This is a genomic window from Catenibacillus scindens, from assembly GCF_014202115.1.
Taxonomy (GTDB): domain Bacteria; phylum Bacillota; class Clostridia; order Lachnospirales; family Lachnospiraceae; genus Catenibacillus; species Catenibacillus scindens.
In genome coordinates this window covers 1-12,923 of sequence record NZ_JACHFW010000009.1, presented here as the reverse complement: position 1 = coordinate 12,923, position 12,923 = coordinate 1, and the positions used below count along the sequence as shown (strand labels likewise).

At 45.2% G+C, this 12,923-nt stretch carries 11 protein-coding genes, 1 tRNA gene and 1 pseudogene; 8 read left to right on the top strand and 5 right to left on the bottom strand.

The window, feature by feature from the left end; translation table 11 throughout:
- Positions 1–29: 29 nt before the first annotated feature.
- Positions 30–1,949: a DNA gyrase/topoisomerase IV subunit B gene (locus HNP82_RS11045; protein ID WP_183774576.1), complete on the bottom strand. Its 1,920-nt coding sequence runs from the start codon at positions 1,947–1,949 to the stop codon at positions 30–32.
- Between the two features lie 272 nt (positions 1,950–2,221).
- Between HNP82_RS11045 and HNP82_RS11040 the strand changes: the two genes are divergently transcribed.
- From HNP82_RS11040 to HNP82_RS11030, 3 genes are all read left to right on the top strand, one after another.
- Positions 2,222–3,013 carry a sulfite exporter TauE/SafE family protein gene (locus tag HNP82_RS11040; protein ID WP_183774573.1) on the top strand — a complete coding sequence of 264 codons (792 nt, stop codon included), beginning with the start codon at positions 2,222–2,224 and terminating at the stop codon, positions 3,011–3,013.
- Positions 3,014–3,310: 297 nt separating this feature from the next.
- Positions 3,311–4,654, top strand: coding sequence for an IS4 family transposase (locus HNP82_RS11035; protein ID WP_183774571.1), 1,344 nt, complete (start codon positions 3,311–3,313; stop codon positions 4,652–4,654).
- 275 nt (positions 4,655–4,929) lie between these two features.
- A tRNA-Pro gene (locus HNP82_RS11030) sits at positions 4,930–5,003 on the top strand.
- A 682-nt stretch (positions 5,004–5,685) separates the two neighbouring features.
- On the opposite strand, the pseudogene HNP82_RS18820 reads toward HNP82_RS11030, so the two are convergent.
- Positions 5,686–6,426 (bottom strand): annotated as a pseudogene (locus HNP82_RS18820) (recombinase family protein); the annotation flags it as partial.
- Positions 6,427–6,524: 98 nt separating this feature from the next.
- On the opposite strand from HNP82_RS18820, the gene HNP82_RS11015 reads away from it, so the two are divergent.
- The 3 genes from HNP82_RS11015 to HNP82_RS11005 all read left to right on the top strand — a co-directional run bounded on the left by HNP82_RS11015 (position 6,525) and on the right by HNP82_RS11005 (position 8,864).
- Complete coding sequence (locus HNP82_RS11015) at positions 6,525–6,914, top strand: hypothetical protein (RefSeq protein ID WP_243164743.1); 390 nt, start codon at positions 6,525–6,527, stop codon at positions 6,912–6,914.
- A gap of 352 nt (positions 6,915–7,266) precedes the next feature.
- Positions 7,267–8,397 carry a hypothetical protein gene (locus tag HNP82_RS11010; protein WP_183774568.1) on the top strand — a complete coding sequence of 377 codons (1,131 nt, stop codon included), beginning with the start codon at positions 7,267–7,269 and terminating at the stop codon, positions 8,395–8,397.
- Positions 8,398–8,441: 44 nt separating this feature from the next.
- A complete protein-coding gene (locus tag HNP82_RS11005; RefSeq protein WP_183774565.1) occupies positions 8,442–8,864 on the top strand; it encodes a hypothetical protein in 423 nt (140 codons plus the stop codon).
- A 33-nt stretch (positions 8,865–8,897) separates the two neighbouring features.
- Here the strand turns inward: HNP82_RS11005 and HNP82_RS11000 are convergent, their stop codons facing one another.
- The 3 genes from HNP82_RS11000 to HNP82_RS10990 form a co-directional block, all read right to left on the bottom strand.
- Entirely contained in the window at positions 8,898–9,452 is a 555-nt protein-coding gene (locus tag HNP82_RS11000; protein ID WP_183774562.1) for a DUF3592 domain-containing protein, read from the bottom strand.
- Positions 9,453–9,469: 17 nt separating this feature from the next.
- Entirely contained in the window at positions 9,470–10,960 is a 1,491-nt protein-coding gene (locus HNP82_RS10995; protein WP_183774559.1) for a serine hydrolase domain-containing protein, read from the bottom strand.
- 101 nt (positions 10,961–11,061) lie between these two features.
- The gene (locus tag HNP82_RS10990; protein ID WP_183774556.1) at positions 11,062–11,241 is read right to left on the bottom strand and encodes a hypothetical protein; all 180 of its coding nucleotides are present in this window, start codon (positions 11,239–11,241) and stop codon (positions 11,062–11,064) included.
- Positions 11,242–11,519: 278 nt separating this feature from the next.
- On the opposite strand from HNP82_RS10990, the gene HNP82_RS10985 reads away from it, so the two are divergent.
- Positions 11,520–12,308, top strand: a complete 789-nt coding sequence (locus tag HNP82_RS10985; protein WP_183774553.1) for a hypothetical protein — start codon at positions 11,520–11,522, stop codon at positions 12,306–12,308.
- A gap of 133 nt (positions 12,309–12,441) precedes the next feature.
- Positions 12,442–12,738, top strand: coding sequence for a hypothetical protein (locus HNP82_RS10980; protein ID WP_183774550.1), 297 nt, complete (start codon positions 12,442–12,444; stop codon positions 12,736–12,738).
- Positions 12,739–12,923: the final 185 nt, after the last annotated feature.

Here is a 12,923-nt window from a genome sequence, read left to right as displayed (position 1 = left end):
AACCTCTTAATCTGTATTGAATCACCGTTTTAAATGTCAAGCTGGGCGTCCTGGGCGTGGCTGTAAATAAAAGCCCGGCGGGGAGGAACGTCTGTGCCCATGAGCATTTCCGTTACATCTGAGGCCATACGGGCGTCCTCGATTTCCACAAGTTTTAAAATCCGTGTTTCGGGATTTAATGTGGTTTCCCAAAGTTGCTGGGCGTCCATCTCGCCAAGACCTTTGTAGCGCTGGAGGGTGAAAGGGCCTTTGTGAGTTTTCCGGTATTTTTCCAGGGCTTTGTCGTCGTAGAGATATTCTTCCTTTCCCCTCTGGGGCATGGCTTTGTATAAGGGCGGCATGGCAATGTACACATGGCCCTCATAGATCAGCTCCGGCATAAAACGGTAGAAGAGTGTCAAAAGTAAGGTACATATGTGGGCGCCGTCCACGTCCGCGTCGGCCATGATAATAATTTTGTTATACCTGAGTTTCGTAATATCAAAGTCGTTGCCGTAGCCTTCGGAAAAGCCGCAGCCAAAGGCATTGATCATTGTTTTGATCTCGGCGTTTGCAAGGACTTTGTCAATGCTGGCCTTCTCCACATTAAGGATTTTGCCGCGGATAGGGAGGATAGCCTGGAAATTTCTGTCCCTGGCCGTTTTGGCCGATCCGCCGGCTGAGTCTCCCTCCACAATGAAGATTTCACATTCCTGTGGATTTCTGCTTTCACAGTTGGCCAGTTTGCCGTTGGAGTCAAAAGAAAATTTCTGCTTGGTGAGAAGGTTTGTTTTTGCCCGCTCCTCGGTGCGGCGGATTTTGGCTGCTTTTTCCGCGCAGGCGAGAATATTTTTTAAGACTTCAAGATTTCGGTCAAAGTAAAGCCGGATCTCTTCGCCGGTCACTTTGCTTGTAGCTTTAGCGGCGTCCTGATTATCCAGTTTTGTTTTTGTCTGGCCTTCAAACCTTGGGGCCGGATGTTTTATGGAAATAACCGCTGTCATTCCGTTGCGGATGTCAGTGCCGGTAAAATTTCCATCTTTTTCTTTTAAAATCCCAAGTTCTCTGGCGTAATTGTTCATGACTGTGGTGAACATGGTCTTAAAGCCGGTAATGTGGGTGCCGCCCTCTGCGTTATAGATGTTGTTGCAAAAGCCGAGGACATTTTCATGAAATTCGTTGACATATTGAAATGCGGCCTCCACAGTGATGCCTTCGGACTCCCCTTTAAAATAAATGGGATCATGGATCGCTTCTTTATTGCGGTTTAAGTCCCGGACAAAGCCGATAATACCGTCTTCCTCGTGATATTCAATATGTTCTGCCGGTTCCTGGCGGCGGTCCTCAAAAATAATAGTCAGTTTTGGATTCAGGTAGGCCGTCTCGTGGAGCCGGCTCTTGATCTCGTCCTCCTTAAAACGGGTTTTTTCAAAAATTTCGTTGTCAGGAAGAAAATTGATAGTCGTTCCCGTCTTTTTGGAACGCCCGATGACTGGAAGAAGGCCGTCCTCCAGATCAATAACCGGGACACCCCGCTCATATCGGTCGTGGTAGATCTGGCCGTCTCTGGCAACCTGGACATCCAGATAGGCGGAGAGGGCGTTGACTACGGAAGAACCTACGCCGTGGAGGCCGCCGCTTGTTTTATAGACGGAATCATCGAATTTGCCTCCCGCATGGAGAGTGGTAAAGACGACGCGCTCGGCGGAAATCCCCTTGCTGTGCATTCCCACCGGGATACCCCGTCCATTGTCCGATACTGTGGCAGAACCGTCTTTTTCAAGATAAACATAGATCTGGTCGCAAAAACCTGCCAGATGCTCATCCACAGAGTTGTCGACGATCTCATAGATCAGGTGATTCAGACCTTTTCGGGAAACACTTCCGATGTACATTCCCGGCCTTTTTCGGACCGCTTCAAGGCCCTCAAGGACGGCAATACTGTCTGCATCGTATGTAGTTTTTGACATGTTTTAAGTCTCCTTTATATAATCTGCCGATTCAGCCGCTGGATATGGCGGTAAAACTGTGTTAGCTGCGAGAATCTTAAAATCTACGGCTGAATGGTTACGATTTGGCAATAAACAAAAGTATAACATATTTTAAAAGAAGAAAGCAATCGTTTTACTGGATAGTATTTTACTTCCGCATGTATACATGTTACAATATTTATAATAGTTTGGCCCGTGCCATCTCTGATGGCTGAAAGGCTGCAAAAAATTTGTGAAAAGAGGCGGGGAAAATGTTTTTGGTGTACATTATCTTTTTTGCGGTAAGTTTCGGCGCGTCCATTATCGGAGCTATCTGCGGAATTGGCGGAGGGGTTATCATCAAGCCGGTACTGGATGCTTTCGGCGTGTTGAGTGTATCGACCATCGGTTTTTTGTCTGGATGCACTGTTCTTGTCATGTCTTGCTATTCGGTTGTCCGCTCAAGGGTATCCCATTCTTCAAGTATTGATATGGCGGTAGGAACCCCCTTGGCGGTAGGTGCGGCTGTCGGAGGGGTTGCAGGCAAAAGTCTGTTTCAGTGGGTGGAATCTCTGTTTCCGGACCCCAATACTGCCGGGGCGGTACAGGCGATCACTCTGGGCGTTATCACTTTGGGGACGTTGATCTATACTGTAAAGAAGGATAAAATACATACATATCATATTAAAAGTAAACTGGTGTGTCTTATTATTGGTTTTGTCCTGGGGATCATGTCATCCTTCCTGGGTATTGGCGGCGGCCCCATTAACCTTGTTGTTTTATATTTTTTCTTCTCTATGACCACAAAGGTGGCCGCTCAAAATTCTCTCTATATTATACTGTTTTCTCAGGCAACAAGTTTTTTGCAGACACTGTTCACCGGGCTGCCTGAGTTTTCCTGGCTTCTTCTTCTGGGAATGGCAGTCGCAGGACTACTGGGGGGAATGTGTGGAAGAGCGATCAATAAGAAGATTAATGATAAGGTAGTGGACAAGCTTTTCATTATGCTGATGGCGGTGATCATCCTGATCAATATTTATAATGCGGTAAAATATTTGGGGTGAACAGTTCAGCTATCAGGAATGCGTGGGATAGCATATGCTTGCGTAAGCGCGGCCCAGCGCAGGAGCGGGCTTAACTGTTACGCAAATTTTGTTACTATTCACAGTCCAATGTCATTTAGTTAACACCTTGTGTCCAGAATGGTTAGAGTACCTATTAGGGGTCTAACCATTTTTTTGTAGGGTATTGACAAAATACCCAAAATGTGCGGCCGCTCTCGCTGTTGATTATATTTAAGAGGCAGCGAGAGCGGCCCCTTGAATTTGCAATATATCGCTTTTTCAAGGAGGCACATCTCTATGATTCATCAAAAAATTAAAGATCTGTTTGAATCGTCTGTAGAACATATTTGTTCTGATATTTCGGAATATGCCATGCATCCGGATGTTGATTTCAAAAGAACCCGAAAGATTTCTGCCCGAAGCCTTATTTCTTTTCTCGTTTCACAAGGTTCTTCCTCCACCAGAGTGGAAATGCTTGACTTTGGGGGAATTGATGCGGATTCCATGCCGACTTCTTCTGCCCTTAACCAGCAGCGTCAGAAACTGAAACCGAACGCCTTGGAAGCTGTCTTCAGGCTTTTTAATTCCTCTGTCACGGAATTGCTCCCAGATACTTTACGTGATGGCAACTATCGTTTTCTGGCTGCGGACGGTTCGACTTTTTCGTATTTCAGCTCTCCATCGTTTTCACCAGATGAGTATTATTGCTCACCCGGCAATTCCATCAGAGGCGTCTACAGTATGCATTTGAATGCTTTTTATGATCTCACAACCCACACTTATACGGATGCCCTGATCCAGCCTGTCCATTACAAAAATGAATTCGGGGCTTTCTGTGACATGGTTGACCGCCACGTAATCCCCGAAAAAAGAAAGAATGTCTATATCGGCGACCGCGGCTATTGTTCTTACAACAACATGGCACACGTAATGGAACAAGGACAGTTCTTTGTGTTCCGTACCAAAGACATCCACTCCAAAGGACTGGTTGGCAATTTCGATTTCCCGAAAGAAGACTCTTTTGACATCGATGTCCGGGTTACTCTGGTCCGAAGTCATTCAAGAAAAGTTCCGGTCAATCCCGGCACTTACAAGCGCTTTGTGGATCAGGCGGCTACTTTTGATTACATCCCTTACGGCAGTTATGACACCTATGAACTTGCGTTTCGGATTGTAAGATTCCATCTCCAGGAGTCTTCTTATGAATGTCTCGTTACGAACCTGCCTCGTGATGAATTCCCGCCGGAACGTATCAAGGCGCTGTACTATGCCCGATGGGGGATTGAATCTTCTTTCAGAAAGCTGAAATATACCATAGGGTTGAGCAATTTCCATTCCTATAAACCACAGTATATTGAACAGGAGATCTGGGCAAAACTCATTGCCTATAATATAACGGAAACCATGGTCAACTGTACGGTACTGGAAACCCATGACACAAAACATGAATATAAAGTCAATTTTACAATAGCCGCACATATATGCAGGGTCTTCCTCCGTCTGACCACGGAGAAAGACCAGTATGATGTGATGTCACTATTGCAAAGGGAATTGATCCCCATCCGGAGAGATCGTCAATATTCAAGACTTCAAACTGCTCATTTCCGGAGACCACGATATTTCCTATATCGGGCTGCATAAACATCATCATCATTATACCTCTTGAAAAGGCAGATATGCAACCTGTCTTTTTGTCGTACAAAAAATTCGTACCACAAACCGTAAAATGTCTCCGATTCCCCTGAATTATGGTCACAAGGATGTGATCACTGCTTTATTCCAAAGAAGATAGACTTCTTTTATCGTAAACTAAATGACATTGGACTGTGAATAGTAACCGAATTTTCAAAAATTTTCAAAAAATTGTAAAAAATACTTGATTTTATTTTTGGAACGTGATATCATAACTTTGCTGTCGGGGTGTAGCGAAGCTTGGTATCGCGCAACATTCGGGTTGTTGAGACCGCAGGTTCAAATCCTGTCACTCCGACTAGAATATTCTTACTCGAACTAATCTGACCAAAAAATTTTGATTGGTTCGAAGTATTCTCGATAAAATTGGAATTATTGTCCGCATTAAGGCCACATCCAAAGATTGCTTGGATGTGGCCTTTTGCCGTCTCGATAAACTGTTGAAGTCTATCTGACATGGTTTGTTTCGTCCGGTTGATCTTTGCTAGATCATCTTTAATGGGCTCCAGTATCTGATCATATGGCGCTCGGAACTGAGGCTCAATCTTTAACTCATCATCTTCTGCGTTGCTCACATAGATTTTCTTGAAGATAGCCTGGTTGAGAAGGCGCTTAGTAGCGTTATCGGCATTGCGATAATACTTTCCGCAATCCTCAATCATGTCCAGGCTTAGCTGAAGATTTTCTGTGAGCCCCTCAAAAGTAGTATTGTGGATGCGGATTTCGTGCTCAATCGCTGCCAGTTCTTTGGCGATCTTCTGTTGCTCGCTTTTAAGCAGGTCAATAGGGATTGCATTGTTGTAATGAGCTTCAAGCAATTTTTGCCGTTTGTTCTCCAGCTTGGCTTTTTGCCCTTTAAGGCCATTTAGCTCTTCACTGTATTTTTCTCTTTCTGCTGCGATTATCCCCTGAACTTGGCTCTCCAGCATGTATCTCACTTCTGGCGGCAGCTGATAAGTGTCATAGAACTCTTCAATTTTATTTTCTACGACTTCGATCAGTACCGCTCTGGTCTTGCACTCTGGATGCCGTTTGCTGTGGCGACCAGCGCAGACAAAATAAGGGTAAACAGTACTATTCTTTTTCTTCTCATTGCATATGATTAATCGCTCGCCACAATATGCGCAGTAAACGGTACTTTTAAGGAAATGTGGATGCTTAAAGTTGCGCTCGCCGTTGACTTTTGAGGCAAGAATAATTTGCACTTTGTTCCATGTTTCTTCGCTAACCAACGGTTCGTGGTTTCCCGGGTAGTCTACATCCTTATAGTGAACTACGCCTTTATAGTATGAATTGCCCAATACCTTACTGAGCGCACTAACTGTAATTGGACGAGAAGATATCTTCGGGGTTGAGCGAGTGGTAAGCCCGCAGGCGGCTAAATGTTCTGCCAGATCCACCAGAGTCCAGTTTCCGGTAGCATATTCCTTAAAAGCCAACTTGATGAGCGGTGCTCTTTCCGGATCAGGAACAACAGTGCGATCTTCTCGCCCTTTTTCGTCAACGTGGCGAACATTAATATATCCCAGTGGCGCACGGCCAACGGTGCCGCCACTCTTGATCTTCTCACCCATGCCCTTCTTGACCTCCGTTGCTAAGTTCTGTGAATAAAATTCAGCAATAGAGCTCATGATGCCATGAAGCAACATTCCGGAAGGGCTATCGTCAATACTTTCTGACGCTGAGACCAGCTGCACTCCACATTCGCGTAAAATGCGCATAATATCGATATCGTCGCCCCGGTTCCGGGCAAGCCACTTATAAGGACGATTTCACCATTGATGAGGATGGCGTCCCAATCTGTAAGATGGGCTTACGTATGCATAAAGATGGATATGAGGCTGCCAAGCATCGGGCCAAATACCGATGCCCAAAAGCAAACCGAAAACGTGGCTGCTTTTGTGAACATCCCTGTTCACCGGCGAAATACGGAAGGACCGTACATATCTTTACCGATGACAATCCAAGGTTATTTAACATACCGCCAAGGGACTCTAAAGCATGGGAAAAGGAATATGACAGAAGGACTTCCGTGGAACGCTCGAATAAGCGTGAGAAAGAGGACTATAAATTAGAAGACGGCAGGCACCGCTCTACAAAGATGTGGTACTGCCGCCTCTACGGCATCATGATGCTCCAACATCTTGATGCCTGGGAAATGCCATCCGTCGAGGCATTTCAAGAATCATTATTAGGATTAGCCGCCTAATAATGATATCTTAAGCGAATTCATAAGATTTTTCAAGACATAGTACCCGCTATGTCCAATGTTTATGTCCATTTCTCGTAAATTTCTTTCCCTGCACGATATTTAGTTGTCAAGTTTCGGTTGGAATCTCATTTATTGAGATTCCGAGAAGTTATTTTGTTGCCCCCAATATACCGCAAATGGGCTGTGGTTTGGGGGTTTGGAGAAAAGTGGAAAGACTCGGAATAAAGCGGAACGCTTGGAAACGGCAGGATTGGCAGTAAAAATGGGTATTTACTTAAATTTTACAAAAATGCGCTAGTTGCCTTCTCTCAACGATGCTATACTGTATAAAAAATAGGAGAAAGGCAAAGTGGAGAAAAATAAAAGACATGAAAGAGGAATAAAGCTTTTTGTTGTAATACTTTGTGTCATTATTTTTGCGCCAATTATCCTTCTAATTGCGCTAGACTGGTTTATCAATGATACAGATTTGGTGATAGGAATAACCGGTTTCGCTCAAAAGGTGGCTTTCCGAAGCGCGCTGAGTTTGGCTGTGCTGATTATCGCAATTGTCTGTCTGGTAAAATTCTTTCTGTCAGAGAAACGCATAAGACATATTATCGGATATTTTGCTGGAATCTTCCTATGTGCTGCAGTCATATTCTTTGCTGTACGTCCGATTGTTTTGGACGCGCCATACCTTGACCATCCGCTCTTAACCTATCTCCATCAGTTTGATCTTGACAGATCATCCGGAACGGGGGATGCCCCGACACGATATTACCTGCGCGGTCGGGATGCAGAAGGTAAAAAGCACTCATTCGAAATCACCGAAGATCGATATGATGAGGGGATCCAGCTGAGAGGAGAAAAAGATATTATTGCCAAAGCAGTCTATCTGCCCCATACATCTGTATTGGTCACGCTGGAATATCTGGAAGACCTTGATGGTTCCGGTCGGGAAATGTACCTGCCCAATCCTGAACTGCCAAACAACTGGGACAGTTTTGCTATCCAGATCGATGACGATGTGTACACGATCCCATGCAGGCTTTCCGATTTCCTTGAAAATGGATGGTCGCTGTCAGAGGGGGATCCTGACAGCCGATTAGCTGGAGCTGATCAACCATATGGCGAATTTCCTAATCGGGAGCTGTCGTTGACCAATGATAAGGAGCAAAGCATTTCAGTCACGGTATATAACACATCGGAATCATCGGTACCGATCGAAGATGGAACGGTCGGACGTCTGTCGGTATCCAACGGCAGCCTGGACTTTTATGGAGCTGACATCCAGCTTCCGGGTGGCCTGATGCTTGGCTGGGCTACGGTGGAGGACGTGATCGATCAATATGGCGAGCCATCAGACAGATATGAAAATTACAACGTAACTTATGAGTTGGAAGGAGCCGAATATACAAAGCACTTGGATCTGACATTTTATAACGGATTTCTGAGTGGTATTGTGATTCAAAACCATGAGTATTACCGAGAATATTAAGTTGATTTTTGCGACAACATGTCTAAACAAGGAGGTTAACAAAAATGGCACTACTGATGAATGATACGGACATGAAACAAATGCTGGAATCTATCCGCCCGGAAGGGGAAACTTATCAGGGAGAAGCATGGGGGACGCTTATGTCAGGAACTGCGGAGATGCTGGCACTGGGAGCACTGAGCAATGTATCCTGTTATGTGGGCGTGACGGAGAAGTCACTGGTCATTGCCGTCCTTGAAACATTCGATATCTCACACATTTATGGAAAGATTTGTATTCCTTTCAATCAGTTTGATGAAGTGAAGATAAAAAAGGGGCTCGTACCATCCCAGCGGATTATTAAAATGAAAAGTGGAAAAACGAAACTCAAGCTTTCTCTGGTGAATAACACCATAACCGCAAAAGTGAAAGACCAGAAACTGGGAATGCAGAAGATATGCGAGGCACTGGAGAAGGTCGCAAAATAAATATCCGGAGATCCAGAAGCTGAGGAGAGGACTTTATGGTTCCCTCCTCTTTTTATAATGCTGGAAAAGGGCATATAGCCCCAGCAGCCCAAAAACAGCCAGCGTGATTTTTATCCCTGCAAGCATACACCATACTCCGGCAATAAGCAGCGCAATAATGGCGGCCACTAGTTTGCCCATGATCTGCTCCCTTTTATCCGGATCGCGGATGAGCTTTGTCAAAATCAGGAAAATCAGCAGGAGCACGGATACTGCAGAGCCAAACAGGAAAAAGGCAATGCCCAGCTTATAGCTCACGGAAACGCCGTAGCCTTCTACATTGACTACATCTGTTTGTGTCGGGTTATATCGGATATCTATTTGTTCCCCAACTTCAAATGGGCGGTTGGATGTCCATACGTTCCCAATCCCTGTGCAGAGGCTGCCCTTCGTTGTTTTATAGCGGACGATTGGCGCATAGAAATATCGGAAGGAATCATCAGCATCTCCCATCCTGCTTTCGTATCCCACAACCGTGCCTGTTGTGGTGCCAGTATAACCGGCCTCTTCTTGATGGGCCGAATAGAGAATCCCTCCACCGATGAGCATAAAACCAACTGTAAAAATCAGGATGAACAATCCGGCGCATAGCCGGAGGATCCATGGCCTCCTCCGGAGACTTGTCTTGTTCGTATTGTCTTCTTGTGCGCCCATAGAATCCCTCCCTTTAGAAAGCCTACGGCCAGAAGCAGTACAGCAGAAACAATAATGGTCAAGAAAACGTCAGGAACAAAAGCCTGAACGACCCAGAGGGGAATTTTCAAAAATACTGGAACAGCCATCAGCAGGAAGGCGGGTAAAAGAAAATGCAAGCCAATCAAAGAGTACACTCCCGGCAATTTGTTGCCGCGCAGTAGCAGTACGCGTTCCCGGTATTTGGAAAGTCGGCATAACGGAATGATTGCTATTGTCAGTACAGCCAACATAGTCAGGTTGAGCCAGAGATGGTTCAGGGCATACGTGCTGCCCGATATTTCATTTGGCGCATCCCCCAGGAGCATGAGCGCCACGCCCCACCCCAGCGAATCTATCATGGCGTTTGCTGCAAAATAATCGTTTACATTGGCCGTAACAGCCATCGCAAGGCTGCTTTCCGGCAGCAGAAAGATGCAGGCGTTCCCGGTTTCGACAAGGCCGTTGTGCTGCAGAACCGGCTCAGAAAGAGGAGCCTCGATACGCGTCCACCCGTACCCGTACCAATAAGGGATGTCGCCATCCACATAGATGGTATCCCCATAAAACATCGTATCGATGCTGGATTCTGAAAGAATGCCGCTTCCTCTATTCAGATACATCTGTAGGTATTTCCCCAAGTCTTCTGTGGAGGATGAGATGTAACCGGCAGGGACGGTAATCCAGTCATCCTTGGAGGAAGGATATTTGTGGCTTGTTTTGATGTTGAAGCCCCAATAGTTTGTATAGCCATCAATCAGACCATTTTTCTCGCTTTCGTCCTGCGTAGCGGCAGTATGGGAAAGCTGCAGCGGCTCGAAGAGATTCTTCGTTATGTAATCACTGTACGATTCACCACTGACAGCCTCGATTATTTCGCCAAGCAGGGAATAATTTACATTGGCGTAATGATGCACACCCTGCTCGTTCACGATCTTATAATTTTCTAAGGTCTGGTACTGGCCAAGACCGCTTGTATGATTCAGCAGTTGGCTCACTGAAATCCTGTCACCATCGGTTGCACCCGGCAGATATGCGGAGACAGGTGCATTCAGGTCAACTTTCCCCTGCTCAACCAGCTGCATGATACAGACGGCGGTAAAGGATTTACTGACCGAACCCAGATAAAAGGGCGTTTCGCTGCTTTCGCAGTCTCCATAATTCCCGGAAAATAGTACCGCATCTTTGTTTACAATCGTCACGGACATTCCGGGAATATGGGCATTGTCTACGGCGGATCGCAGATAGTCATCAATCTCACGGTAATCAACAGGATTTTTCTGGTATCCATCCTGAGCATAGACGGGCTGTGCTGCTATCAAAATACTCAGGCAGCAAAAAACACAGAAACACAAAAGTAATGCTATCGTTCGTTTCTTCAACATAAGCTATTATCGACCTTCTCCTATATTTAACATGTATCTGGCGTGAATTTAACAAATGGACGTTCCCAGTACTCCTGAAAACGGCCTATTTGAGAAAGACTTTATTCTATTGATCCAACCACGGTGGTTTTCTTGAAAACCAGAATACCTTTAGAAGAAGGCATGATTGAGCAGGAGATCAGTTCAAACCCTTCCCGCTCCATTTTGTTGGCCGCCTCTTCCACTTTTGCGGCCATGTCTTTCACCTTGGGGGAATACTTTATTACCACTGTTTTGTACATTGTATTTACCTCCGATCTGCCCGGGAGCCTCTGAGGCGTGTTGATAATGTCTTAAGCCTTATAGGCATTTACAACTTGTATTGTACCAGAAAGGAAATAGCCTGGCAACTTATAATTTTAAAGGCTTGTGTCCACACAAAATTCATATCCTCACCAGGAGAATATCTGTTTACCAAAAGTTTATCTGGGTTTTACTTTCAAATGGTGGCAATTTTGCCAAGTACAAAGGTATAATTATCTTGGATGATTATATGTACATCTGAGAGGAGGAGCAGTCAGTGGACAATTCAACGGCATTTTGGAACATTATATTCCCGACAATTTCCCCTTTTGCCATAATTATTGTATTCTTCCTGCTGTGGCGCATTATAAGACGGCTGGAACAGCGAAAGTGGAAACTGATAACAGCCCGCGTTCTCCGTATTGAGAAAATCGACAAGAAAGATAGAGATGGCGTTTTAGAGCCGCGGCAATATAAACTGGATCTCGTATTCCAATGGCAGGGTGTAGACTGGCACCGAAGCTGGATATTCCCTCGCATATATGACCTTCCAAAAGCGGGCGATATTCTCCAACTGCGCTACCATCCGCAGAAGGAGGATTTCCAACTCGTCACGAGTCTGGCGGAGAAACAAAAAATCCGACATGCTCGTCTGGTTTTGCTACTGGTTATTGGCATAGTTATTTTTGTGCCGTCAGTGTTGTTTGGTTTGCTGCTCTTTCATTTGCCGCAGGAGCGACATATCCTTTCCGAAAGCACAGTATGGTTATTTTTTGCAGCGCCGCTTCTTGTTATATTCTTGGTCGTGCGTATCTATAGAGCCCGCCGCACCCGCCGCAAAATCGAATCGGGAGAATTTCAGCCTATCGCTGCGCGAGTCCACGGATTCCGCAAAGACAGCGAGGGCGATGTTTACGCATTCTGTCTCGTCAGAGTCAACGGTCAGGAAAAAGAAGTTACCCTGCCCATCGTCTATAGCAAGAATTATGAAGTCGGCCAATGGGTTACTCTTTATTTAAATCCAGATAATGGTGAGATATACGCTTACCCTGACACACATAAATGAGCTGTTTCTCGCGCTAATTTTACACAGATTTCACCATGGCAGGATAGAAAAATAGAATACGTTTGAATATCATTAGTAAAATAAGATAATCATACAAGCCCTAATTCAAAGATATTTAAGAGGAAAAACTTGCATGGATAATATGAAAATAAGTGCCATTCTTTATTCAATAGTGGCAATTATATTTATCCTATGTGCGGCCACTGGAGGCAGTCCTGCGTTTTATGGGGGTGCGGCCGCCTTTATTGCTCTGGCGACGGCAGTTGTCGCAAATTTTGCGACAACTGAACTGTCTTTTGCCAACTCTTCATGCAGAGCATTCTTAATATGCTTGCCAATTGTTCTCTTGGATACTTTATATCGATGGCCAATCTCGTCCGACGACTGGCAAAATGTTTCCTTTATTTTTCCTTTGGGTAATCCCATCTAGTCCGCAATTTAACGCCGTGTTTTTTGAGGCATTGCAGGATAACCTGTTTGCTGACCCCAAAGTGCTTAGCGATTTGTTGCGCAGTCTTCATGTTGTCCGGCACTTTCTACCAACCTTTTTTATCCCAAATCCTGCAAAATAAACGAACCCCCAGAGTAAAAGATTCTGACGGATTTTCCCGCACT

What these genes read in the sequence shown, in the direction of transcription:
- HNP82_RS10995 (WP_183774559.1), bottom strand. Translation starts at nt 10,960, where the DNA reads ATGTTGAAGAAACGAACGATAGCATTACTTTTGTGTTTCTGTGTTTTT.
- HNP82_RS11035 (WP_183774571.1), top strand. Translation starts at nt 3,311, where the DNA reads ATGATTCATCAAAAAATTAAAGATCTGTTTGAATCGTCTGTAGAACAT.
- HNP82_RS11000 (WP_183774562.1), bottom strand. Translation starts at nt 9,452, where the DNA reads ATGCTCATCGGTGGAGGGATTCTCTATTCGGCCCATCAAGAAGAGGCC.
- HNP82_RS11040 (WP_183774573.1), top strand. Translation starts at nt 2,222, where the DNA reads ATGTTTTTGGTGTACATTATCTTTTTTGCGGTAAGTTTCGGCGCGTCC.
- HNP82_RS11045 (WP_183774576.1), bottom strand. Translation starts at nt 1,949, where the DNA reads ATGTCAAAAACTACATACGATGCAGACAGTATTGCCGTCCTTGAGGGC.
- HNP82_RS10990 (WP_183774556.1), bottom strand. Translation starts at nt 11,241, where the DNA reads ATGTACAAAACAGTGGTAATAAAGTATTCCCCCAAGGTGAAAGACATG.
- HNP82_RS11005 (WP_183774565.1), top strand. Translation starts at nt 8,442, where the DNA reads ATGGCACTACTGATGAATGATACGGACATGAAACAAATGCTGGAATCT.
- HNP82_RS10980 (WP_183774550.1), top strand. Translation starts at nt 12,442, where the DNA reads ATGGATAATATGAAAATAAGTGCCATTCTTTATTCAATAGTGGCAATT.
- HNP82_RS11015 (WP_243164743.1), top strand. Translation starts at nt 6,525, where the DNA reads ATGCATAAAGATGGATATGAGGCTGCCAAGCATCGGGCCAAATACCGA.